The following is a 23,543-nucleotide window of genomic DNA, read 5'->3' on the forward strand; positions in this document are numbered from 1 at the left end:
GTGCGATATCCGGCGGAGTCGCCTCGACCCCAGGCGCGCGCCCGCCGATGTCCCGACAGGGAGGAGAGCGTCGCCATGCCCGACCGCGCCCCGCAGCCGGTGGACCGGCAACTGCCCACGGACGAGGCCCGGGATCTGATCTCGCTGGTCCGCGACATCGCGCAGCGTGAGATCGCCCCGAGAGCGGCCGAGGAAGAGGACGCCGGACACTTCCCGCGCGAGGTCTTCACCCTGCTCTCCGAGTCCGGACTGCTCGGCCTGCCCTACGACTCCGAGTACGGCGGCGGCGACCAGCCGTACGAGGTCTACCTCCAGGTACTCGAAGAACTCGCGGCGGCCCGCCTCACCGTCGGCCTCGGCGTCAGCGTCCACTCCCTGTCCTGCCACGCGCTGGCCAACTACGGCACCAAGCAGCAGCAGGTCGAGTACCTGCCCGCGATGCTCGGCGGCGGGCTGCTGGGCGCCTACTGCCTCTCCGAGCCGTCCTCCGGCTCCGACGCGGCCTCCCTGCGCACGAAGGCGGTACGGGACGGCGAGGACTGGGTGATCGACGGCACCAAGGCCTGGATCACGCACGGCGGTATCGCCGACTTCTACACGGTCATGGCCCGCACCGGAGAGGACGGCCCGCGCGGGATCAGCGCCTTCCTGGTGCCCGGTGACGCGCCCGGCCTGAGCGGCGCGGTGCCGGAGAAGAAGATGGGCATGAAGGGCTCGCCCACCGCCCAGGTCCACTTCGACGGCGTCCGGGTCTCCGACGAGCGGCGCCTCGGCGAGGAGGGCCAGGGCTTCGCGATCGCCCTGTCCGCGCTGGACTCCGGACGGCTCGGCATCGCGGCCTGCGCGATCGGCCTGGCGCAGGCAGCGCTGGACGAGGCGGTGGCGTACGCGACCGGACGGCAGCAGTTCGGGCGGCCGATCTCCGACTTCCAGGGGCTGCGCTTCATGCTCGCCGACATGGCCACCCAGATCGAGGCGGGCCGGGCGCTCTACCTCGCGGCGGCCCGGCTGCGCGACGCGGGCCGGCCGTTCGCCAAACAGGCCGCCATGGCCAAGCTGCACTGCACCGACACCGCGATGAAGGCCACCATCGACGCCGTCCAGGTGCTCGGCGGATACGGCTACACCGCGGACTTCCCGGTCGAGCGCTACATGCGCGAGGCCAAGGTCCTGCAGATCGTCGAGGGCACCAACCAGATCCAGCGCATGGTCATCGCCCGCCACCTAGCGGGTCCCGAGGCCCACCGAACTGGCTGAGCCCGGCCGGCGGCGCCGCCAGCCGCACCCACTCCGGGTCGTGCCGCCCCGGCAGGGTGCGGCCCCGGTCGGCCCAAGTCCGCATGAGATCACGGTAGATGGGCGGGTCCTGGGGCTGCGGCGGCGCCAGCGGAACCGATTCTGCGGGTGCGGGGACGTAGATACGGCGCTGACGCCCGGTCGGCGCATATGTGGGGGTCATACCAGGGCAACGCAAGAGCCCGCCGACAGGTCACCGGTGCGGGAAATCGAGCGTGAGTTCACCGGCGTACGGCTCCCGCCCCCTGGCTACCGCACGCCACCTGACGTACCGTCACCTCCACTGTCCCCAGGGGAGGTTAGCCGTGGCAGACGACCGTCCCGTGCCCCTCGACGAGTACCCCGTGCACCAGGTCCCCCTGTCGATGAAGCACGTCGCGACCGGCGACCGCAACGCCTACGACCGCTGCATCTTCCACGTCCTCGACCACGAGGGCCGCGCCCTCCTCATCCTCGGCCTCGGCGTCTACCCCAACGTCGGCGTGATCGACGCCTACGCGACCCTCCGCACCGGCGACACCCTGCACGCCGTCCGCGCCTCGGACGCCCTCGGCGACGACCGCATGCACCTCGCGGTCGGCCCGCTGTGCATCGAGGTCGAGGAACCACTGCGCCGACTGCGCCTGCGCTGCGAGGACAACTCCCTTTCGTGCGAACTCACTTGGACCGCCGAGTTCCCCGCGCTCTGGGAACCCCACCACGTCCAGTACCGCGGCGACCGGCTCACCCTCGAAGGGCGCCGCTTCGTCCAGGCGGGTGGTGTGGAGGGCGTGATCCGCGCCGGTGACGAGGAGTTCCGGGTCTCGGCCGACGGCTGGACCGGTACCCGTGACCGCAGTTGGGGTGTGCGGCCCATCCCCGGCGAGGAGGGCGGCCGGCTCGCCGCGGACCATCCGACCGAGGGCTTCCACTGGATCTGGTGCCCGGTCCGCTTCGAGGACCGCTTCCTCATGGTGATCGTCCAGGAGGACGCCGACGGCCACCGCACCCTGAACGAGGCGACCGTCGTCCGCCCCGGCCACCGGGACCGCCAACTCGGCTGGCCCCAGGCCGAGATCACCTACCGTTCCGGCACCCGCCGGCCCGAGCGCGCCCTCGTCCACCTCGGGGACGCCCGCAAACCGCAGGAACTCGAGGTCGAGATCCTGACCTCCTCACCGCTGGCCATCGGCGCCGGCTACCCACCCGCCGACGACTGGCAGCACGGCACCTGGCGAGGCCGGGACTGGACCGACGCCCGCACCTACGACCTCACCCAACCGGCTCCGCTCGCCGCCTACGGTGTCACCGACCATGCGGCCCGCTTCCGCTTGGACGGCCAGGTGGGCCACGGCATCTTCGAGCACGGCTCCTTCGGCCGCCACGACCCGAGCGGCTTCACCGGCTTCGACTCGGTTGCCCCGTAGGGGAGTTGACACATGGCCACGGCACCCCGCCCCCGCACGACCACCCGCGACCCCGAGGAACTCGCCCACCGCCTCACCGCCTGGCTCGACACCCGCCTGCCCGGCGCCAAGGCCGTCGACATCACGGTCCCCGCGTCGAACGGCATGTCCAGCGAGACCCTGCTCTTCGACATCGAACATCCCGAACCACCCTTGCGCGCCTGTGCGTTGAGGCTCGCGGCCGACCCGGCGGCGTACACCGTCTTCCCGGTCTACGACCTGCCGCGCCAGTTCCGCACCATGCGCCTGGTCGCCGACCGCACGGACCTCCCGGTCCCGGAAGTCCGCTGGCTGGAGGAGGACCCGGGCCCGCTCGGCGCCCCGTTCTTCGTGATGGAACGGGTGGAGGGTCGTGTGCCGCCGGACGTCATGCCCTATACGTACGAGGGCAATTGGCTGCACGCGGCGACCGACGCGGAGCGAGAGCGTCTGGAAGCCGCCTCGATCGGAGTGATCGCCCGCCTGCACGACCAAGTTCCTTTGGCCGAGGCCGAGTTCCTCGCCCTCCCCGGCGAGGGCGACGCGCTCAGCCGCCACGTCGCGTCCCAACGCGCCTACTACGAATGGGTCGTTGACGGGCTCGCCCGCTCACCGCTCATCGAGAGCGCCTTCGACCGGCTGACGGAACTCTGGCCGGCCGACCCCGGCGAGACGGTCCTCAACTGGGGCGACGCGCGCATCGGGAACGTCGTCTACGACGGCTTCGACCCCGTCGCCGTCCTCGACTGGGAGATGGCGGCCCCGGCCCCCCGCGAGGTGGACCTCGGCTGGACCGTCTATCTGCACCGCTTCTTCCAGGACCTCACGGCCGCCTTCGGCCAGGCGGGCCTGCCGGAGTTCCTCCGCCGGGACCGGGTGGAGGCCCGGTACACCGAACTCACCGGCCACACCCCGCGCGACATGGACTTCTACACCCTGTACGCCGCCCTGCGGCACGCGATCGTGATGCTGCGCGTCGCCTACCGGCAGGTGCACTTCGGGGAGACGGCCGTCCCGGCGGACCCGGACACACTGGTCCTGCACCACGGCAGTCTGCGGGCCATGGTGCAGGGCAGCTACTGGGACTGAGCGAGAGCGCTCAGGCGGCGCGGCGCATGTCGGGCACCCGCATCGGGCGCGAGCTGGGGCCACCGACGTGCGAGAACGGCTGCGTCCGCCAGTCGAGCCCCTGAGGGAGCGTCAACAGCAGCGCGGTGTCCTGCTCCTGGGGTTCCGCGGACTCGTCGGCGGACCGGGCGTCGGCCGCCTCACGGCCCGTACCGGCGCAGACCGTCAGCCCGAACGGGTTCCACGGCGAGGCGCACAGCGCGTGCTCCGGCAGGACCGCCTCGTCCGCGAGGAGCGCGATGGGCTGCACGCAGTCCGGGCAGATCACCCGGTACATCTCGAAGGTGTCGTACTCGTCGAGCTCGTCGGCCTCGAAACCGTCGGGTTCGACGCCCTCCGGCTCGGACTCGACGACGAGCTGCGGCCGCCTGGGCGCGGTGCGTCCAGGGCGCTTAAGACTCTGCATGGGTTTCTCCCCCTACTGGGCTGGGCCGTGAAGGCGCTGCGGCCTCGACCACAGCAAGCACTTCCCGTCCCGTCTCCGCGGTAATCACGAGAACATCACGGAGACCGCTCGGGGCCTGTGGCGTTCGTCACATGCCGCCCGCAGATGCCCGGGGCGGCGGATTTGTCCCCGGCCGACTCACGGGCTGCACTCCGTCACATCACGAACCGGGTATGACCTGCGCCGCTGAGGTATCGGAGGAGATCAGCCGCCATGTAAGTTCTTGCGCCATGGAGGAGCTGGACCGACAAATCGTGCAGCTGCTCGTCAAGGACGGGCGGATGAGCTACACAGACCTGGGCAAGGCCACGGGCCTGTCCACGTCGGCCGTGCATCAGCGGGTGCGCAGGCTGGAGCAGCGTGGCGTCATCCGCGGGTATGCCGCGGTCGTCGACCCGGAGGCGGTGGGCCTGCCCATGACCGCCTTCATCTCGGTGAAACCGTTCGACCCCAGCGCCCCCGACGACATCGCGGACCGCCTCTCCGGCGTCCCCGAGATCGAGGCCTGCCACAGCGTCGCGGGCGAGGAGAACTACATCCTCAAGGTGCGGGTCTCCACCCCGCACGAACTGGAGGAACTGCTCGCCCGGCTGCGCGGCCTGGCCGGCGTCTCGACCCGCACCACGGTGGTGCTGTCGACGCCCTACGAGGCCCGCCCGCCGCGCATCTGACCGACCTGCGTGCGGGGCCGCGCCGGTGAGGCGCGAGACTGTTCCCCATGAGTGAGCGCACCCCCGAACCGGCCACCGTCCTGCTCCGCCGCGGCGAGGTCCACAGCCCCGCCGACCCCTTCGCGACCGCGATGGTCGTGGAGCGCGGCCAGGTCGCCTGGGTCGGCTCAGAGGGGGCCGCCGACGCGTTCGCGGACGGGGTCGACGAGGTGGTCGACCTGGACGGCGCGCTGGTCACCCCGGCGTTCACCGACGCACATGTGCACACCACAGCCACCGGCCTCGCGCTCACCGGCCTCGACCTGTCCGACGCGCCCTCCCTGGAGTCGGCCCTGTCCCTCGTCCGGGACTTCGCCGCCGCCCGCCCGGCCGACCGCGTCCTGCTCGGCCACGGCTGGGACGCCGCCCGCTGGCCGGGAGGCCGCCCGCCGACCCGCGCCGAACTCGACACGGCGACCGGCGGACGTCCGCTCTACCTCTCCCGCATCGACGTCCACTCCGCGGTCGTCACCACGGCCCTGCTCGACCTCGTCCCCGGCTTCGAGGCGCCGGACGGCCCCCTCACCGCCGACGCCCACCACACCCTCCGCGCCACCGCGCTCGCCGCCATCACGCCGGAGCAGCGCGTCGGGGCCCAGCGCACCGCGCTCGCCCACGCGGCCTCCCTGGGCGTCGGCTCGGTCCACGAGTGCGCCGGCCCCGACATCTCCTCCGAGGACGACTTCACGGGCCTGCTGCGGCTCGCCGCCGAGGAGCCCGGGCCGCGGGTCGTCGGCTACTGGGCCGAGCAGGACGTGGCGAAGGCGCGGGAACTGGGCGCCGCAGGAGCGGCCGGGGACCTCTTCGTGGACGGGGCGCTCGGCTCGCACACCGCGTGTCTGCATCAGCCGTACGCCGATGCCGGGCACACCGGGATCGCCTATCTCGACGCGGACGCCGTCGCCGCCCATGTCGTCGCCTGCACCGAGGCGGGCCTCCAGGCGGGCTTCCACGCCATCGGGGACGCCGCCGTGACCGCCGTGGTCGAGGGCGTCCGCGCGGCCTCGGAGAAGGTCGGCCTGGCCCGCGTCCGTGCCGCCCGGCACCGCGTCGAACACGCCGAGATGCTCACCCCGGAGACCATCGCGGCCTTCGCCGAACTGGGCCTGACCGCCTCCGTGCAGCCCGCCTTCGACGCGCTGTGGGGCGGCGAGGAGGGTATGTACGCGCAGCGTCTGGGTGTAGAGCGGGCGTGTGCCCTGAACCCCTTCGCGGCCCTGCTCCGGGCCGGTGTCCCGCTCGCCTTCGGCTCCGACAGCCCGGTCACCCCGGTCGACCCGTGGGGCACGGTCCGCGCCGCCGCGTTCCACCGAACGGCTGAACATCGGGTCTCCGCGCGGGCCGCGTTCACCGCGCATACGCGGGGTGGCTGGCGGGCCGTAGGACGGGACGACGCGGGTGTTCTGGTCCCGGGCGCGCCCGCCGACTACGCCGTCTGGCGGACCGACGCCCTGGTCGTGCAGGCGCCCGACGACCGGGTCGCGCGCTGGTCGACCGACCCGCGCTCCGGCACACCCGGACTGCCCGACCTGACACCGGGCGGCGGCCTTCCGGTCTGTCTGCGCACCGTCGTGGGCGGGCGGACGGTGTTCGTACGGCCGGGCGAGTGATCTCCCGGGGTGGCGCGCCCCCGATCCGCGCCCGCCGCCGCGTCGCGCGACCTGCGCATCCTCTGCCCTGACCAGCCAGTTGATGGAGAAAGCGCAGATCGGACGGCTGTTGACAGGCGGGAGCAGGGGGCCGGTAGGTTCGTCCGAGTCCACCACCGGACGCCCGACCGGGGAACCTCCGAACAATCGCCGAAGCGCCGCTGGGTCAGGGACGGTGTGCCGCACCGGGGCACCGCCACTGGGAGCCAGGCTCAGCGCCCGCGCCACGGCGAGGGAACGTTCCGGCCGGTCGGCTGGTGTGACCCGGGTGGGGCCCGGACGTCCAGTAGACAACGGCTTTGGTCGACCCGCAGCCGGCGGGTCCCTGGTCGGCCCGAAGGGCGCCGGGCCCCCATCCGCAGCGCACCAGTGCCCAAAAGGCACACTCTTACCCCCTTCTTGTCGAATCGGCACCGCAGTACGAACGACGTGGCACGTCATCCCATGCGGCGGCCACTATGGTGGACGCCTGCGTACGGACATGAAGGGGCAGCAGTGAACGACGGCGACGGAGCCCTCGCGGCACAGGCCCAGGGGCGGAAGTTCGGCCCGCTCGGCACGGCCTTGGTGATCATTCCGACCTACAACGAGGCGGAGAACATCAAGGCCATCGTCGGGCGGGTGCGGCAGTCGGTCCCCGAGGCTCATGTCCTCGTGGCCGACGACAACAGCCCCGACGGCACGGGCAAGCTGGCCGACGAGCTGGCGGCCGAGGACGAACAGGTCCAGGTGCTGCACCGCAAGGGCAAGGAGGGCCTCGGCGCCGCCTATCTCGCGGGCTTCCGCTGGGGCATCGACAACGGCTACGGCGTCCTCGTGGAGATGGACGCCGACGGCTCCCACCGGCCCGAGGAGCTGCCCCGGCTGCTCACCGCCCTCAAGGGCGCGGACCTGGTGCTCGGCTCCCGCTGGGTGCCCGGCGGCCGGGTGGTGAACTGGCCGAAGTCCCGCGAGTTCATCTCCCGGGGCGGCAGCCTCTACTCGCGCGTGGCGCTCGACCTGCCGCTGCGCGACATCACCGGCGGCTACCGAGCCTTCCGCCGCGAGACCCTCGAAGGCCTCGGCCTGGACGACGTGGCCTCCCAGGGCTACTGCTTCCAGGTCGACCTGGCCCGCCGCGCCGTCAAGGGCGGCTACCACGTCGTCGAGGTCCCCATCACCTTCGTGGAGCGCGAACACGGCGACTCCAAGATGAGCCGCGACATCCTCGTGGAGGCCCTGTGGCGGGTCACCACCTGGGGCGTGGGGGAGCGGGTCGGCAAGCTCCGCGGCCGGGGCAACTCCGGAAGAAAGCCCTCACAGCCGTAGCCCCACAACCCCACAGGCCTCGTTGATCGTCCCCTTATCCCGCACTGAGCCGGGCCCAGGCACACTGGACGTATGACGACTGGCGCATCCACCCCTTCCTCCGCCGCCCGGCCCCCGCGTTCCCGGCTGCGTACGTTCCTGCCGCTGGGCATCGCCGCGTGGCTGGTGCTGGAGATCTGGCTGCTGACCGTGGTGGCGGGCGCGTCGAGCGGTCTTACGGTCTTCCTGCTGCTGCTCGCCGGGTTCGTGCTCGGCGCGGTGGTGATCAAGCGGGCGGGCCGGCGGGCCTTCCAGAACCTGAGCCAGGCCGTGCAGCAGGGCACCGCGCCGGCCAGCGGCGGTGGCAGCGGCCTGATGATGCTGGGCGGGCTGCTGCTGATGATCCCGGGGCTGATCTCGGACGCGGCAGGGCTGCTCCTGCTGATCCCGCCGGTCCAGCAGGCCCTGGGGCGCTACGCGGAGCGCACGGTCGAGCGGAAGCTGCGCAAGGCCGCTCCCGGCACCCTCGGGGACGCCTTCCAGCAGGCCCGCATCCACCGCCCGGACGGCAAGGTCGTCCAGGGCGAGGTCATCCGGGACGAGCCCGGCGGTGACACCCCGCAGGGCCCGCGCCCGCCGCTCACCCACTGACATCCGGGCAGGCAAAAGCGCGGGCGCCGTACATGTTCGTACGGCGCCCGCGCTTACTTGCTTGTGCCACTTGCGTGTGCGGTAGAACCGCTCCGCACCTTCGGGACTAGGCCGACTTGCGGCTGTCCCTCGGGTGAACCGCGATATTCATCGCGCCGGAGCGGAGAACGGCAAGACGCTCCTCGAGGACCTCTTCGAGTTCCTCGCGGGTGCGCCGCTCCATCAGCATGTCCCAGTGGGTACGCGCGGGCTTGGCCTTCTTTTCCTCAGGGCCGTCGCCGTCGACCAGGAGTGCCTGGGCCCCGCAGACCTTGCACTCCCACTCCGGCGGAATCTCCGCCTCGACCGAGAAGGGCATCTCAAAGCGATGTCCCTTCTCGCATGCGTACTCCACGGCCTGGCGTGGTGCCAGGTCGATACCGCGGTCCGTCTCGTAGCTGGTCACCACGAGGCGCGTGCCGCGAAGAGCTCGCTCACTCATGAATCGTGCCTCCCGGGCTTGTCGCCCACAGGACAGGTGTCGCTGTCGTCGTCATCCGGTCAACGTCCGGTCGGCGGTAAAGATTCCCGTACGGGGTCATGCGTCGCCGTCGTAGCCGCCCCTTGTTGTACCCACCAGCGCCCGGTTTGTCACATCTACTAGCAGATGTCACCTAGCGATTCGTCATCTTTGACGCGCAGTAACGGTACGCCAGGCAGGCCAAACGCGTACACTACCGCCCTTTCGCCTCCAGCGCTAAATCCTCTCGGGAAGAGGATTCCCCGCGTCGCCGATCGCCTGTGCCACCGGAACCCGTGCGAGCAGCACGAACCCCACGATGAAGAAGGCCACCAGGGAGATGATCGCGTCCCGGTAACTTCCGGTCAGCTGGTACGTCACCCCGAACAGAAGTGGGCCCAGCCAGCTCATGCCCCGATCGCTCATCTCGTACGCCGAGAAGTACTCGGCTTCCTTGCCGGGCGGCACCAGATGCGAGAACAGAGAACGGGACAGCGCCTGGCTGCCGCCCAGGACCAGGCCGATCCCGGCGGCCAGCACGAAGAACCAGACGGGCGCGCCGGCGGGCAGGAAGTACCCGGCGGCCAGCGTCACCGTCCACGCCACCAGCGAACCGAGAATCGTCCGCTTGGCCCCGTAGGTCTGGGCGAGTCGCCCCATCCCGAGCGCACCCGCCACGGCCAGCACCTGGACCATCAGCACGGCCGTGATGAGCGTCGACTGACTCAGCCCCAGCTCCTCGGAGCCGTACACGGACGCCTGGGAGATCACCGTCTGGATGCCGTCGTTGTAGATCAGGTAGGCGAACAGGAAGGACAGGGTGAGCGGTTTGCCGCGCATGTCCCGGACCGTCGCCGCCAGCTGCCGCCAGCCCTGCGCCGTGGGCGCCTCGGACGTCGTACGGCCGCGCTCGCGCAGCCGTTTCAGCGGTACGAGGGTGAAGGCGCCCCACCAGATGCCGGCCGAGGCGAGACAGATGCGGACGGCCATCGACTCGGACAGGCCGAAGGAGTCGTGGGCGGTGAACAGGATCAGGTTCGCGACGAGGACCAGGGAGCCGGCCGCGTAGCCGAAGGCCCAGCCGCGTGAGGAGACCGCGTCGCGTTCCTCGGGCGGGGCGATCTGCGGAAGGTAGGAGTTGTACAGGACCATCGAGACGGCCACGGAGGAGTTGGCGACGATCAGCAGGAAGCCGCCGAGCAGATAGCGGTCGCCGTCCAGGAAGAACAGGCCCGTGGTGGCGGTCGCGCCCACATAGGCGGCGAGCGCCAGGAGCGGCTTCTTGCGGCCCGTGCGGTCGGCCGCCGCGCCCGCGAGGGGCATGACGAGGATCGACACGATCACGGACGCGGAGACGGTGTAGGCGAAGAAGGAGCCCGCCCGGACCGGTATCCCCAGGGGGTGCACGAAGCCGTCCGGGTCGGCCGCCGACTTGGCGACCGAGGTCAGATAGGGGCCCAGGAACACGGTGAGCACGCTCGTCGAGTAGACGGAGCAGGCCCAGTCGTAGAAGTACCAGCCGCGCTGCTCGCGCCGCCGCTCGGCTGCCTCGTCGGCCTCGTCGGCCTCCGGTGACCGCAGGGTGTCGGTACCCACCCATGCCTCGCTTCCCGTGCACGCGTCGGCCCCGGGGCTCAGGCCCAGACGCCCCGCTCCACCATGACCTCGCGCAGTGTGTCGATGTGATCGGTCATGATGCCATCGACTCCCAGGTCAAGGAGCCGGTGCATGCGATCGGCCTCGTTGATGGTCCACACGTGGACCTGCACCCCGCGAGCGTGGGCAGCGTTTACGAAGCGCCGGTCAACGACTGGGACGCCCGACTGCTCCTCGGGCACCTGTGCGGCGATCGCCGAACGGCGGACCGGGAGGGGCGCGCCCCAGGAGCGCAGCCGCAGATTCAGCACCCCGCGCGTGCCGAACGACGTGGCCAGGCGCGGCCCGGCCAGGTGCTGGGCGCGGACCACGCGCTTCTCGGAGAAGGAGCCGACGCAGACGCGGTTCCAGGAGTCGGTGCGCTCCAGCAGGTCCAGGAGAGGGTGGAGCGCCGGCTCCGCCTTGATGTCGACGTTCCAGCGCACCTCGGGGAAGGTCTCCAGCAACTCCTCGAAGAGGGGCACCGGTTCCCTGCCCGCCACGCGCGCGTGGCTCACGTCGGACCAGAAGAGGTCCGCGATCCGGCCCGCGCCGTCGGTCACCCGGTCCAGGGTCTCGTCGTGGAAGGCGACGAGCTTCCCGTCCGCGGTGGCGTGCACGTCGGTCTCGATGTACCGGTAGCCCAGCTCGACCGCGCGCCGGAACTGGAACACCGTGTTCTCCAGGCCGTCTGCCGCGCCGCCCCGGTGGGCGAAGGGGATGGGGCCCGGATGGTCGAGGTACGGATGACGTATGAGCGTGGTCACCCGGGCAGTATCGCCCGTTCCGGTGACCCGGTGGCTACGACCGTGCTGCCGCCGGATGCCGAGGGGGCGGCGAAGACGCGAAGGAAGAGCTGGGCGAGCGGGCCGATCGCCAGGGCGTAGAACAGAGTGCCGATGCCCACCGTGCCGCCCAGCGCGAAGCCGGTGGCCACGACGGCGACCTCGATGCCCGTGCGGATCAGGCGGATGGAGCGGCCGGTGAGCTTGTGCAGCCCGGTCATCAGCCCGTCGCGCGGGCCCGGTCCGAAACTCGCGGAGATGTAGAGCCCGGTGGCGACCCCGTTGAGCAGGATGCCGGCCAGCAGCAGCGGAATCCGTACGGCCAGGCCGTGTGCGTCCGGCACCAGCGCGAGGGTGCCGTCCATGGCAAGCCCGACTACGAACACGTTGGAGACGGTGCCGAGGCCGGGGCGCTGGCGCAGCGGGATCCACAGGAGCAGCACCGCCGCGCCCACGATGATCGAGACGACACCGATCGTCAGGCCGGTCAGCTCGGCGAGGCCCTGGTGCAGCACGTTCCAGGGCTCCAGGCCCAGGCCGGAGACCACGAGGAGCGCCGAGCTGGCGCCGTACAGCGCGAGTCCGACGTAGAGCTGGACCAACCGTCGGCCGAGACGGTTCCGCGTGGACAAGGGGTGCCCCCTGGTGGTGGTAGTGGCCTGACTCATGACACTCTGTGGCTTGAGAACAGACGTCATCCATGGCCAATTCCGGGAAGGTGGACTGGTTTCCATGGCGCAGTGGACCTCGGCGATGGGCGCCGCGCAGCTGGCCCGGCTGCTCAACTCCCAGCAGGACCGCCCGGCCGGGCCCGGCACCCGCCGCCCGCCCGCCTACCGGGCCCTCGCGGACGGCATCCGCCTCCTCGTGCTGGAGGGGCGAGTCCCGGTGGCCGCCCGGCTGCCCGCCGAGCGGGAGCTGGCCCTCGCGCTGTCCGTCAGCCGCACCACGGTCGCCGCCGCCTACGAGGCGCTGCGCGCCGAAGGATTCCTGGAGTCCCGGCGCGGGGCCGGCAGCTGGACCGCCGTACCGGCCGGAAATCCGCTCCCCGCGCGCGGGTTGGAGCCGTTGCCCCCGGAGGCCCTCGGTTCGGTGATCGACCTCGGCTGCGCCGCCCTGCCCGCGCCCGAGCCGTGGCTCACCCGGGCCGTGCACGGCGCCCTGGAGGAACTGCCGCCGTACGCCCACACGCACGGCGACTACCCGGCCGGGCTGCCCGCGCTGCGCGCGATGATCGCCGAGCGGTACACCCTGCGCGGGATCCCGACCATGCCCGAGCAGATCATGGTGACGACCGGCGCCATGGGCGCCATCGACGCCATCTGCCATCTCTTCGCCGGGCGCGGCGAGCGCGTCGCCGTCGAGTCGCCCTCCTACGCCAACATCCTCCAGCTGATGCGGGAGGCGGGCGCCCGGCTGGTGCCCGTGGCGATGGCCGAGGGGCTGACCGGCTGGGACATGGACCGCTGGCGGCAGGTCCTGCGGGACGCGGCGCCCCGGCTCGCGTACGTCGTCGCCGACTTCCACAACCCGACCGGCGCCCTCGCCGACGACGACCAGCGGCGTCAACTCGTGGACGCGGCCCGCTCGGCCGGCACCGTGCTCGTCGCCGACGAGACGATGACCGAGCTGTGGCTTGACGACGACGTCGAGATGCCGAGGCCCGTCTGCGGGTTCGACCCGGCCGGTTCGACCGTCATCACCGTCGGCTCCGCCAGCAAGGCCTTCTGGGCCGGCATGCGCATCGGTTGGGTGCGTGCGGCCCCCGATGTCATCCGCAGCCTGGTCGCCGCCCGCGCCTACGCCGACCTCGGCACCCCGGTACTGGAACAGCTCGCCGTCAACTGGCTGTTCAGCACGGGCGGTTGGGAGCAGGCCGTCGACATCCGGCGTGCTCAGGCCCGGGAGAACCGCGACGCGCTGGTCGCGGCGGTACGGCGGGAGCTGCCCGGCTGGGAGTTCGAGGTGCCGAGGGGCGGGCTCACGCTCTGGGTGCGCACGGGTGGGCTGTCGGGTTCCCGGCTCGCCGAGATGGGGGAGCGCGTGGGGCTACGGGTGCCGTCCGGGCCGCGCTTCGGCGTCGACGGTGCCTTCGAGGGATATGTGCGGCTGCCGTTCACCGTGGGCGGCGCGGTGGCCGAGGAGGCGGCGGCCCGGCTGGCCGCGGCAGCCCGGCTGGTGGAGAACGGGGTCGGCGGGAGCGGTGGCGAGTCGCCGCGGACGTTCGTGGCGTAACTGGCGACGGGATCGGCTCGGGTTCGGTGCGGGCGACTCCCGGCCGCCCGCACCGAACACCGGCCTCTACGAAGTCTCCGCCACCGCGGCCTCCACCACCGCTTCCGTCGTCACCGTCTCCGCCGCGTCCGCCGGTGTCGTACGCGGCGGGAGCAGGGCCAGCACCGCCTGGCGGTCCGCGTCGCTCGTCGCGTCGTCGTACGGGTCCGGGGTCGCCGGGACCTGGAGCCGGTGCACCGGGCCGTTGCCCAGGCGGGCGTAGCCGCGGCCCGGCGGCACCTGGGCGATCGGGGTGGTGTGCGGGGGAGCGCCGAGGACCGCCTCCAACTGCGTGGCGGTGGCGGGGCCGAGGACGACACGCGCGCGTGTGTGCTGTCGTACGGCGTCGCTCAGGGTGTCCGCGCTGTCGAACTGGTCGGCCACCACCACCGTCACATGGGCCGCGCGGCCGTGCCGCAGGGGTACCTGGAGCAGGGACTGCGGGTCCTGGCGGCCGTCGGCCGCGGCCAGGTGGGCGAAGGCGCTCGGGCGGTCCAGGATGATCCACAGGGGGCGCCTGGTGTCGTCCGGCGCCGGGTGGCCCGACTGGCGGGCGTGGTTGGCCGCGATCAGCCGGCGTTCCGTCTCCTGAGAGGCCCACTCCAGGCTGGCCAGGGTGCCGGTCAGCCCGCACTCGACGGCGAGGACCCCGTCCCGGCCGGTGAGGCACGCGTACTCGCCGGTGCCGCCGCCCTCCACGATCAGGACATCGCCGTACTGGAGGGCCTGGAGGGCGATGGAGCGCAGCAGGGTGGAGGTGCCGCTGCCGGGCTGGCCCATGATCAGCAGGTTCGGCTCGGTGGAGCGGATGCCGGTGCGCCAGACGACCGGCGGGACGTCACGCTGTTCCGTGCCGTGGGTCAGCGGAAGCGTGCGGTGGACGTGGGTCGGGTCGGTGAAGCCGAGGACGGTCTCGCCGGGGGCGGTGACGAAGTGCTGGGCGGCGATGTCGGTGGGGAGGGGGGCGAGGACGCCGATGGTGAGCTGGTTGCCCTCCTCGTCCCATCCGAATTGGTACTCCCGGCCGCGTCCGGACTTAGCGGTGAGCAGCTGCTCGATCCGCGCGCGGGAGTCGGGCTCGCCGTCGGTGAAGTAGGCCGGGTAGCGGACGACCAGGTGGGTGATCCGGCCCGCGCCGTCGAACTCGTAGGCGGGGAAGGCCGTCTCCCAGTCTCCGCCGTGGGCGAACAGGGGTGAGGGGTCCTCGGCGGCCGAGAAGTAGGGCACCAGCGCCTCGTAGAGGGACTGCAGGCGCTGGGTCTGGGACTCGTCGGGCCCTTCGGGCGCCGGCGGGGTGCGGTCGCGGCCGTGCCATGCTGCCGCCGCCATCAGGACGATGACGGCGAGCAGCGGGCCGTACGGCACCAGTGCCACCACCAGGACCACCGAGGCCACCAGGAACAGCAGTGGCCCGCGCTTGTCCTTGGGGGTGTCGGCCCATCTGCGCCGCCCGGCGGATGCCAGCCGGCGCAGACCGCGAGTGATCGTGATCAGCGGATGGAGGACGTCGGTGGCGCCGTCGGCCGCCGTCCGGGCCAGCTCCCGGCTCCGGGCGATCTGTGCGCTGCCGTTGCTCAGGATGCGGGGGAGTGGGCGCCGGGCCACTGCTGTCTCCTGGTGGTGCGTACGGGTGGTTGCGTCAGAACTTGATGCCGCCGAGGAGGCTCGCCAGGCTCTCCCCGCCGGCCTTGATGCTCGGCGCGATGGCCGTGCTGGCCATGTAGAAGCCGAAGAGCGCGGCCACAAAGGCGTGGGAGGCCTTGAGTCCGTCCTTCTTGAAGAAGAGGAAGACGATGATGCCGAGAAGGACGACGCCTGACATGGACAGGATCATTTGAGCTCTCCTGGTTCGTGGGGACAGTCACCATGAGTTCTTCCAGGATCACAGGATGTATCCATACGATAAAAGGTGCAAGTGGGTGGATTTCGGCAGATTTCCCTCTGGTGGCGGAGCGCGCTCGGGCCGTCTGAGCAAGGGTTTCACCTATGCCGGGCCCTGTGGTGATCTTTGCCTCGGAGGGGGCCGGTCATGTGTCGGCGGAGCCAGTACGCTGGCGATTCACCCGTACTAGTGAGAGGCGGTCAGGCCGATGAGTGAAGCCCCCGACCCCGAGGTCGTGGAGCTCGCGACCAAGATCTTCGATCTGGCCCGCCAGGGCGGGACCGAGGCGCTGGTGGCGTATGTGGACGCGGGCGTTCCGGCCAACCTCACCAATGACCGCGGTGACTCCCTGGTGATGCTCGCCGCGTACCACGGGCACGCCGACGCCGTACGGGCGCTGCTGGCGCGGGGAGCCGAGGCCGACCGGATCAACGACCGGGGGCAGACCCCGCTCGCCGGGGCCGTCTTCAAGGGCGAGCAAGAGGTGATCGAAGTCCTGCTGGAGGCCGGTGCCGATCCGGCCGCGGGCACGCCGTCGGCACTCGACACGGCCCGGATGTTCGGCAAGGCCGAGCTGCTGGAGCTGTTCGGCGCGCACTGAAGTGTGGTCCGTCAGTCACGGAGACGGGCCTTGTGACCAGGTACGACAAGGAAAACGGGGGAAGGCAGCACGGGGCCGCCCGAAATTTCGGTCGCGGCAGCGAGAACTGCCGGGTCATCATGACGTCGTGATTCACGGACGCGATGGCCGGGCAGGTGTTGCCGCACCGCGCGGACCGTGAGGGTCCGCTTGGGCCACCGACGAGAGGCAGAGGAAAATGGTCTACAGCAAGCAGGAAACGGCGGGCGCCCCGACGTGTTGTCACGCGGCCAGGTAGTGCACGTCCCCCGGTTGCGTCGACGCTTGATGTGAGGCTGTTTCCCATGTTCGATCCGGTCATAGCGCCCAGCGGTACGCTGCTCGGCCTGCTTCAGCGGGGCCGCGGCGACGGCACACTGCACGCGCTCACCGCACCCCGTGCCGAGGCACTGGCTGCGCTGAACCACTGTGTGCTGCGCGACCCCCGCCACGACTGGCAGGTGGAGAACCGCTCCCTGTACTACGCCCGTCTGTACCTCGATCTGAATGGCGACCTGGACGCCGTGGAGGCCCACCTCTTCGACACCGAGGACGTCCTCGACACCGAGGAGTCCCGCACGGGCCTCGCCCTCGCCGTCCTGGGGCATCTCGCCTCCTACGGCAGGCGGGACGCGCTCGCACTGCTACGCCGTTACGCGGCCACCGGGACCAATTGGGCCTGGGCGCTCGACGAACTGGCCCTCAGGGACGACGACGCGGGCCTGCGCGCCCTCGCCGCCCCCGTGCTGGCGCGTTTCCCGGCCGATCCCGAGGGCGAGGCCGAACTGGCCACCGCCGTGCGGGACGCCTTCGAACCCCGGCCCTGGCGGCTGTGGGCCGAGGACTCACGGGAATCGATCGCCACGCGCGTGCGTGCCGCCCAGGAAGCCGGCTGCTTCGACCGCTGGCAACGGCAGATGCGACCAGCCGGGCCCCGTCCGGGGTGGAGCGTGCAAGCGGTGTTCGAATGGGCCCAACAGGGCGTCGAACGCGGCGCCGCGCTGCACGTCCCCGCCGCCCGCTGCCTCAGCGCCGTGGCGGGCCCCGAGGACCGGCCCGAGATCGTCGAGGCGGCCAAGGACGGCAGCGAGGGAGCCCGCTGCACCGCCCTGCGCTATCTCGCCGACAGCAATGATTCCGAAGCCCTCCAGCTGATCGAACGCGCGGTCGCCACCGGCTCCGCGCCCGTGGTCGAGGCCGCCGTCGACGCCTTCGAACGGATGCGCTCCGTCGCCGCCGTCGACCGGGCCCGCGGCTGGGCCCGCCGCCCCGACCCGCTCGGTGCCGCCGCCGGCCGGATGCTCGCCTGCCGGGGCGGAGCCCAGGACAGCGACCTCGTCCTCGGCGCCCTCAGGGAGGCCGTCATGGGCGAAGGACCCGACGCACCCACCCTGTGGACCCTCGTCGACGGCGCGGGACGCCTCGGCATCGCCTGCGCCGCACCCGTCCTGCGCCATGTGTACCGGGAGACCGCCTCGTCCCATCTGCGCGGCAGGGCCGCCCGGGCCCTGGCCGCCACCGACCCCTCCTTCCCCACCGGCTTCGCCGTCGAGTGCCTCTGGGACTGCGAGGAGACCACCCGCGAGATCGCCGCCCGGCACGCCGAGACCGGTGACGCCCGGGTCGTGGAACAGCTCCGCAGGCTCGCCGCGGACCCGGCCGAGGAAGCGGAGGTCCAGACAGCCGTTCGGAGCCGGATCGGGCCCGACACCCCCGCAGTGTGAACACGGGATGACCCGCGGGTCAGACGAGCATGGACGCCGTCTGACCTGCTCGGGTGTGCAGCGCAACGCTCATGGGACGTTCACCGTTCGCATAGATCCACGTTGACGCGGGCACGTCCAGCACGGCGACAACACGGGTATGCGTGTCGTCATCGTGACCGAATCCTTTCCCCCCGACGTGAACGGCGTGGCCCACTGCGCGCTCCAGACCGCCCGGCACCTCGTGGATCGCGGTCATCATCCGCTCGTCGTCGCGCCGGCCACCGCGGCCGGTAGCGGGCCCGACGCCCAGTCGCCGTGCCCTGTCATCCGCATCCCCTCCCTACCGCTCCCGGGCTACCCCCAGGTCCGCGTCGCCCTCCCCAGCCGACGCGTCGCCGCGGCCATCACCGAACACCGCGCCGACATCGTGCACCTGGCCAGCCCCTTCATCCTCGGCGTCCGCGGCATGGCCGCCGCCGCCCGGCTCGGCATCCCCGCCGTGGCCGTCTACCAGACCGACCTGGCCGGATACGCCCGTACGTACGTCGGCGCGGGCGAGGCCACCGCCTGGCGGCGCATCCGCTCCGTCCACGCCGCCGCCGACCGCACCCTCGCGCCCTCCAGCGCGGCCCTCGGCGACCTGGAGGCACACGGCGTGCCCCGGGTCAGGCTCTGGCCGCGCGGCGTGGACACCGAGCGCTTCCGCCCCCAGTACCGGGACGAGGCGCTGCGCCGCGAACTCGCCCCGAACGGCGAACTGATCGTCGGCTACGTCGGCCGGCTCGCCCCCGAGAAGCAGATCGAACTCCTCGCCGGAGTCTGCGGTCTGCAGGGCGTCCGTGTCGTGGTGGTCGGCGACGGACCCAGCCAGCCGCACCTCACCGAGGCGCTGCCCGGCGCGGTCTTCCTCGGACGCCGTACGGGCGAGGAGCTCGCCCGTATCTTCGCCTCGTTGGATATATTCGTGCACACCGGACCTTTTGAGACCTTCTGTCAGACCGTCCAGGAAGCCATGGCCAGCGGCGTTCCCGTCGTCGCGCCCGCCGCCGGCGGACCGCTCGACCTGGTCGCCCACGGGCGCACCGGGTTCCTCTTCCCGCCGCGCGACGAGAACGCCGTGACAGACGCCGTACGGACCCTGGCCGCCGATCCCGCGCTGCGGGCCGAGTACGGCACCGCCGCGCGGGCCATGGTCGAGGGCCGCACCTGGGCGGCCGTCGGCGACCAGCTGATCGCGCACTACGGCGACGTCCTCGCCGCCCGCAAGGTGGTGGTGGCGGCGTGAACACCGCTGCGCTGCGGATCGTGCGGCTCGCCAACTTCGTGGCCCCCGCCTCCGGGGGGCTGCGCACCGCCCTGCGCGAGCTGGGCAAGGGCTACAAGGAGGCCGGGCACGACCCGGTCCTCATCGTGCCCGGCGAGCGCCACACCGACCGCGAGACCGAGCAGGGCCGGATCATCACCCTGCCCGGTCCGCTGCTGCCCGGCACCGGCGGCTACCGCGTCCTCGCCGACAAGCGGCGCGTGGCCAGCCTCCTGGAACAACTCGCCCCCGACCGCCTGGAGGTCTCCGACCGTACGACCCTGCGCTGGACCGGCAAATGGGCCAGGCGGGCCCGCATCCCCGCCGTGATGGTGTCCCACGAGACCGCCGACGGCGTCCTGCGCACCTGGGGCCTGTCGGAGAACATGTCCCGGCGTACCGCCGACGCCCTCAACGTCCGTACGGCGCACACCTACGCGCGCGTGGTGTGCACCACCGAGTTCGCCGAGCGGGAGTTCGTCCGCATCGGCGCCCGCAATGTCGTACGAGCACCGCTGGGCGTCGACCTGGTGGGGCGCAGTCCGGCGCTGCGGGACCCGGTGGTGCGCGCGGAGTACGCGCGCGTGGACCAGGTTCTCCTGGTGACCTGTACCAGGCTCTCCGTGGAGAAGAAGCCCGGCACGGCGCTCGACGCCCTGGAGGCGCTGGTACGGCGCGGGCGGCGGGCGGTCCTCGTGGTCGCCGGGGACGGGCCGCTGCGCGCCCGGCTCGAACAGCGGGCCCGGGAGCGCGGGTTGCCTGTCATCTTCCTCGGGCACGTCTCCGACCGGCGGCTGCTCGGCGCGCTCCAGGCCTCCGCCGACGTGTGCCTGGCACCCGGGCCCGCCGAGACCTTCGGGCTGGCCGCGCTGGAGGCGATGGCCTGCGGCACGCCCGTGGTGGCCAGCGCCTCGTCCGCGCTGCCCGAGGTCATCGGCTCCGCCGGGGCCACGGCCGCGGACAACGGGCGGGCCTTCGCGGACGCCGTGGACATGCTGCTCGAACGGTCCGAGCCGGAGCGGCGGGAGACCGCACGCGCGCGTGCGGAGTGCTTCGGGTGGGACACGGCGGTCGACGCGTTCCTCGCCGCGCACGACGCGGATGTTCCGGTACGGCGCTTCGTGCCCGGAGGCGTGGCATGAGAACGGTCCGTTTCGTCGCCCTCGGTGACTCGCTCACCGAGGGCGTGGGCGATCCCGTCGGCGAGGTATGGCGCGGCTGGGCCGCGCTGCTCGCTGACGGGCTGGCCCAACAGCCCGAGGCGTCCGTGGAGTTCACGAACCTCGCGGTCAGCGGGGCACAGTCACGGGACGTGCTGGAACGGCAGACCCCGGCCGGGCTCGCCCTGAACCCGGACGTCGTATCCGTCGTCATAGGAGTCAACGACACCCTGCGCTGCACTTTCGACATCCAGGCCCTGGCCGCCCGGCTCGACAAGGTCTACGCGGCCTTCACGGCACAGGGAGCGGTCCTTCTGACGGCCTGTCTGCCCGACCCGGGCACCATGCTCGGCCTCCCGGGCGCACTGGCCCGTCCGCTCGCCCGGCGGCAGCGAGCCGTCAACACGGTGGTGCACGCGCTCTCCGAGCGGTACGGGGCCGTGCATCTGCATGCCGCGGAGGGCGAGTGGATCATGGACCGGGCGATCTGGAGCGCGGACCGGCTGCACCCCGGGGAGCGGGGCCACCGCCAACTGGCCCTGCGGTTCCACGCGTTGCTCACCGAGGAGGGTGTGGCCACGGGGGCCGCGCCGTCACCCGAGCCCGAGTTCCCGGCACCCACCAGGTCGGCCAGCCTGTGGTGGCTGGCGACGGCGGGCACCGGGTGGATGGCCCGCCGCTGCACCGACCTGCTGCCGCAGCTCCTCGGGCTGGCCGCCGACGAGATGCGCCACCGCGCGCGGGGCACCAGCGCGAGGCTCGACCTGAGCGCGTCCCACGCGGTGTCGGCGGCGCTGGCCGCCCTCTCGGTGGGGGAGAAGCAGCCGGATGCCGCCTAGGGCGCCTCAGCGGCGCCGTACGGCCACGAAACGGACCGGGGTTCCGGGCACCGCCTGGGCGGCGGCCGGGAGGTCCGTCGGGCGGACGACCGCGATCACCGGGTAACCGCCGGTGGTCGGATGGTCGGCGAGGAAGACCACGGGGCGGCCGTCCGGCGGGACCTGGACGGCGCCCAGGACCATGCCCTCGCTGGGGAGTTCACCGGTCAGCGCCCGTTCCAGGGCGGGGCCCTCGGTGCGCAGCCCGATGCGGTTGCTCGCCGAGGACACCTGGTAGACGCGTGACGTGAACGTCCGCACGGCCTCCGGGGTGAACCAGTCGTCGCGCGGTCCGAGCGTCACCCGGAGGACGAGTTCGACCGGGGGCCGCGGCTGCGGGGCGACGTCCACGCGCGCGTGGAGGTTTGTCGGGGACCCCAGTGGCAGTATGGCGCCGTTCGTGAGCGGCGCGGGACCGAGCCCGGACAGCAGGTCCGTGGAGCGGCTGCCGAGCACCGGCTCGACGGCGACGCCGCCGGCGAAGGCGACGTAGGCGCGTACTCCGGAGAAGGCTGTTCCGATGTCCAGGAGCGCCCCGGCGGGCACGTGCACGGGCGCTCCCCAGGCGACGGGCCGTCCGTCCACCGTGACCGGGCAGGGCGCGCCGCCGACCGCCACGAGGATCGTTGAACGAGGCCGTACGGCACACCCGTTGAGGGTCGTCTCCAGGACGGCCGCCTCGGGCGGATTGCCGACCAGCCGGTTGACGAGCGCCGCCGCGGGCCTGTCCAGCGCCCCGGAATGCGGCACCCCAAGGTGCGCGTGTCCGGGCCGCCCCAGATCCTGCACGGTGGTCAGGGCCCCGGCCCGTACGACGGCGAGTGCGCGGTCCGTCATACGTCCGCCACGGGGACGAAGCGCACGCGTGTGCCCGGCGACAGCAGCGCGGCGGGCACCCGCGTGTGGTCCCACAGGACCGCGTCCGTCGTGCCGATCAGCTGCCAACCGCCGGGCGAGGCACGGGGATACACGCCGGTGTACGGGCCTGCCAGGCCCACGGCGCCGGCGTGTACGGCCGTGCGCGGGGTGGCCCGGCGCGGGATGTCGTAGCGGGCCGGCAGGCCGGTGAGGTAGCCGAAGCCGGGGGCGAAGCCGCAGAAGGCTACGCGGAACTCGGTGGCCGCGTGGATGCGGCCCACCTCCTCCTCGGGGACGCCCCACAGGGCGGCGACGTCGGCGAGGTCCGGGCCGTCGTAGCGCACCGGGAGTTCGACCACCTCCCCCGCGCGCGGGGGAGCGGGGGGTACGTCGGAGGCGGCCAGCTCGGTGGCCAGCCGGGCCGGGTCGGCGAGGCCGTCCAGGAGCACCGTGCGCGCGGCCGGGACGATCTCGCGGACGGTGAGGAGGCCCTCCGCGCGGCGGCGCAGCAGCTCCGCGTGGACGGCCTCGGCCTCCTCCCCGGAGGCGACCTCGACGAGCAGTGCGTCGTCCCCGACGCGCAGGGCCCTCATGCGAAGGCCTCCACCCGGACACCCGACTCCAGGAGCCGTTCGCGGACCCTGCGGGCCAGTTCGACCGCCCCGGGCGTGTCCCCGTGCAGACACAGGGAGCGGGCCCGGACCTCGATGCGCGCCCCGGAGAGCGCCTCGACCGTCCCCGAGCGGGCCAGGCTCAGCGAGCGCTCCACGACGGCCGCCGGGTCGGTGACCACCGCGCCGTCCCGGCCGCGCGGCACGAGCGTGCCCTCGTCGGTGTAGGCACGGTCCGCGAACGCCTCCGGGACGGCCGGCAGCCCCGCCTTCGCGGCCAGATCGAGGACGACCGAGCCGGGCAGCCCGAGCACGGGCAGCGAGCCGCCGGCCAGGAGCACGCCCTCGATCACCGCGGCGGCCTGCTCCGGGTCGTGCACGACCCGGTTGTAGAGCGCGCCGTGCGGCTTGACGTAGGACACGCGCGTGCCCGCCGCCCGGGCGAACACCTCCAAGGCACCGATCTGGTACGCCACTTCGGCCGCCAGCTCGGCGGACGGCACCTCCATCGCGCGCCGCCCGAAACCCGCCAGGTCCCGGTAGGACACCTGCGCGCCGACCCGCACCCCGCGCTCGGCCGCCAGCTCGCACACCCGCCGCATGGTGACCGGGTCCCCGGCGTGGAAACCGCAGGCCACGTTGGCGCTGGTGACGACGGACAGCAGCTGTTCGTCGTCGGTCAGCTGCCAGCGGCCGAAGCCCTCGCCGAGGTCGGCGTTCAGATCGATCATCATCTCTCCTGG

Annotated in this window: 24 protein-coding genes; 13 read left to right on the plus strand and 11 right to left on the minus strand. The window is 72.4% G+C overall.

All coding sequences use genetic code 11. The annotated features are described in order from the left end of the window. The first annotated feature begins 75 nt into the window (after positions 1-75). Complete coding sequence (locus OH768_RS42930; protein WP_406461946.1) at positions 76-1,257, plus strand: acyl-CoA dehydrogenase family protein; 1,182 nt, start codon at positions 76-78, stop codon at positions 1,255-1,257. Here the strand turns inward: OH768_RS42930 and OH768_RS42935 are convergent. Further along, entirely contained in the window at positions 1,211-1,459 is a 249-nt protein-coding gene (locus tag OH768_RS42935) for a hypothetical protein (RefSeq protein ID WP_406461948.1), read from the minus strand. The two genes, OH768_RS42930 and OH768_RS42935, sit on opposite strands and share 47 nt — an antisense overlap. A 142-nt stretch (positions 1,460-1,601) precedes the next feature. Here OH768_RS42935 and OH768_RS42940 point away from each other — a divergent pair, with 142 nt between their 5' ends. Together OH768_RS42940 and OH768_RS42945 are read left to right on the plus strand one after the other, a co-directional pair. Then, the gene (locus tag OH768_RS42940; protein WP_406461950.1) at positions 1,602-2,702 is read left to right on the plus strand and encodes a hypothetical protein; all 1,101 of its coding nucleotides are present in this window, start codon (positions 1,602-1,604) and stop codon (positions 2,700-2,702) included. Positions 2,703-2,714: 12 nt separating this feature from the next. After that, positions 2,715-3,809, plus strand: a complete 1,095-nt coding sequence (locus OH768_RS42945) for a phosphotransferase family protein (RefSeq protein WP_406461952.1) — start codon at positions 2,715-2,717, stop codon at positions 3,807-3,809. A 10-nt stretch (positions 3,810-3,819) separates the two neighbouring features. On the opposite strand, the gene OH768_RS42950 is transcribed toward OH768_RS42945, so the two are convergent. Then, positions 3,820-4,254 (minus strand): hypothetical protein, encoded by a 435-nt coding sequence (locus tag OH768_RS42950; protein WP_406461953.1) that lies wholly within the window; start codon positions 4,252-4,254, stop codon positions 3,820-3,822. Positions 4,255-4,523: 269 nt separating this feature from the next. Between OH768_RS42950 and OH768_RS42955 the strand changes: the two genes are divergently transcribed. From OH768_RS42955 to fxsA, 4 genes are all read left to right on the plus strand, one after another. Beyond that, entirely contained in the window at positions 4,524-4,964 is a 441-nt protein-coding gene (locus OH768_RS42955) for an Lrp/AsnC family transcriptional regulator (protein WP_019066462.1), read from the plus strand. Between the two features lie 47 nt (positions 4,965-5,011). Next, the gene (locus OH768_RS42960) at positions 5,012-6,613 is read left to right on the plus strand and encodes an amidohydrolase (RefSeq protein ID WP_406461955.1); all 1,602 of its coding nucleotides are present in this window, start codon (positions 5,012-5,014) and stop codon (positions 6,611-6,613) included. Positions 6,614-7,147: 534 nt separating this feature from the next. Further along, on the plus strand, positions 7,148-7,960 hold the full coding sequence (locus OH768_RS42965) for a polyprenol monophosphomannose synthase (RefSeq protein WP_406461957.1): 813 nt from the start codon (positions 7,148-7,150) through the stop codon (positions 7,958-7,960). A 72-nt stretch (positions 7,961-8,032) separates the two neighbouring features. Continuing rightward, positions 8,033-8,590, plus strand: coding sequence for an FxsA family membrane protein (gene fxsA / locus OH768_RS42970; protein WP_406461959.1), 558 nt, complete (start codon positions 8,033-8,035; stop codon positions 8,588-8,590). Between the two features lie 106 nt (positions 8,591-8,696). Here fxsA and OH768_RS42975 read toward each other — a convergent pair whose 3' ends face one another. The 4 genes from OH768_RS42975 to OH768_RS42990 form a co-directional block, all read right to left on the minus strand. Continuing rightward, entirely contained in the window at positions 8,697-9,071 is a 375-nt protein-coding gene (locus tag OH768_RS42975) for an RNA polymerase-binding protein RbpA (protein ID WP_003977404.1), read from the minus strand. Between the two features lie 255 nt (positions 9,072-9,326). Next, entirely contained in the window at positions 9,327-10,685 is a 1,359-nt protein-coding gene (locus tag OH768_RS42980) for an MFS transporter (RefSeq protein WP_406461961.1), read from the minus strand. A gap of 38 nt (positions 10,686-10,723) precedes the next feature. Then, on the minus strand, positions 10,724-11,491 hold the full coding sequence (locus OH768_RS42985; RefSeq protein WP_406461962.1) for a glycerophosphodiester phosphodiesterase: 768 nt from the start codon (positions 11,489-11,491) through the stop codon (positions 10,724-10,726). Beyond that, entirely contained in the window at positions 11,488-12,177 is a 690-nt protein-coding gene (locus OH768_RS42990; protein ID WP_406461964.1) for a YitT family protein, read from the minus strand. The genes OH768_RS42985 and OH768_RS42990 overlap by 4 nt, the downstream gene beginning before the upstream one ends. Before the next feature lie 64 nt (positions 12,178-12,241). Between OH768_RS42990 and OH768_RS42995 the strand changes: the two genes are divergently transcribed. Continuing rightward, positions 12,242-13,744: a PLP-dependent aminotransferase family protein gene (locus OH768_RS42995; protein WP_406461965.1), complete on the plus strand. Its 1,503-nt coding sequence runs from the start codon at positions 12,242-12,244 to the stop codon at positions 13,742-13,744. 66 nt (positions 13,745-13,810) lie between these two features. On the opposite strand, the gene OH768_RS43000 is transcribed toward OH768_RS42995, so the two are convergent. Further along, positions 13,811-15,388: a hypothetical protein gene (locus OH768_RS43000; protein WP_406461967.1), complete on the minus strand. Its 1,578-nt coding sequence runs from the start codon at positions 15,386-15,388 to the stop codon at positions 13,811-13,813. 34 nt (positions 15,389-15,422) lie between these two features. Beyond that, complete coding sequence (locus OH768_RS43005; RefSeq protein ID WP_164314909.1) at positions 15,423-15,617, minus strand: hypothetical protein; 195 nt, start codon at positions 15,615-15,617, stop codon at positions 15,423-15,425. Positions 15,618-15,873: 256 nt separating this feature from the next. Between OH768_RS43005 and OH768_RS43010 the strand changes: the two genes are divergently transcribed. The 5 genes from OH768_RS43010 (at position 15,874) to OH768_RS43030 (ending at position 21,292) form a co-directional block, all read left to right on the plus strand. Beyond that, the gene (locus tag OH768_RS43010; RefSeq protein WP_019066472.1) at positions 15,874-16,266 is read left to right on the plus strand and encodes an ankyrin repeat domain-containing protein; all 393 of its coding nucleotides are present in this window, start codon (positions 15,874-15,876) and stop codon (positions 16,264-16,266) included. Positions 16,267-16,589: 323 nt separating this feature from the next. Then, complete coding sequence (locus OH768_RS43015; protein ID WP_406461969.1) at positions 16,590-18,008, plus strand: HEAT repeat domain-containing protein; 1,419 nt, start codon at positions 16,590-16,592, stop codon at positions 18,006-18,008. 139 nt (positions 18,009-18,147) lie between these two features. Next, positions 18,148-19,275, plus strand: a complete 1,128-nt coding sequence (locus OH768_RS43020; protein ID WP_406461971.1) for a glycosyltransferase family 4 protein — start codon at positions 18,148-18,150, stop codon at positions 19,273-19,275. Then, positions 19,272-20,435, plus strand: coding sequence for a glycosyltransferase (locus tag OH768_RS43025; RefSeq protein ID WP_406461973.1), 1,164 nt, complete (start codon positions 19,272-19,274; stop codon positions 20,433-20,435). The genes OH768_RS43020 and OH768_RS43025 overlap by 4 nt, the downstream gene beginning before the upstream one ends. Further along, the gene (locus OH768_RS43030; protein WP_406461975.1) at positions 20,432-21,292 is read left to right on the plus strand and encodes an SGNH/GDSL hydrolase family protein; all 861 of its coding nucleotides are present in this window, start codon (positions 20,432-20,434) and stop codon (positions 21,290-21,292) included. The genes OH768_RS43025 and OH768_RS43030 overlap by 4 nt, the downstream gene beginning before the upstream one ends. A 6-nt stretch (positions 21,293-21,298) precedes the next feature. Here the strand turns inward: OH768_RS43030 and OH768_RS43035 are convergent, their stop codons facing one another. Genes OH768_RS43035 through OH768_RS43045 form a run of 3 tightly spaced genes read right to left on the minus strand, consistent with a single transcriptional unit; the run spans position 21,299 to position 23,531 of the window. Further along, entirely contained in the window at positions 21,299-22,168 is an 870-nt protein-coding gene (locus OH768_RS43035) for a biotin-dependent carboxyltransferase family protein (RefSeq protein WP_406461977.1), read from the minus strand. Continuing rightward, the gene (locus OH768_RS43040; RefSeq protein WP_406461979.1) at positions 22,165-22,782 is read right to left on the minus strand and encodes an allophanate hydrolase subunit 1; all 618 of its coding nucleotides are present in this window, start codon (positions 22,780-22,782) and stop codon (positions 22,165-22,167) included. Before OH768_RS43040 ends, OH768_RS43035 begins: the two co-directional genes overlap by 4 nt. Then, positions 22,779-23,531: a LamB/YcsF family protein gene (locus OH768_RS43045; protein ID WP_406461980.1), complete on the minus strand. Its 753-nt coding sequence runs from the start codon at positions 23,529-23,531 to the stop codon at positions 22,779-22,781. The genes OH768_RS43040 and OH768_RS43045 overlap by 4 nt, the downstream gene beginning before the upstream one ends. Between the last annotated feature and the right edge of the window lie 12 nt (positions 23,532-23,543).

Origin of the sequence: Streptomyces sp. NBC_01622, assembly GCF_045209635.1 — a bacterium.
Taxonomy (GTDB): Bacteria; Actinomycetota; Actinomycetes; order Streptomycetales; family Streptomycetaceae; genus Streptomyces.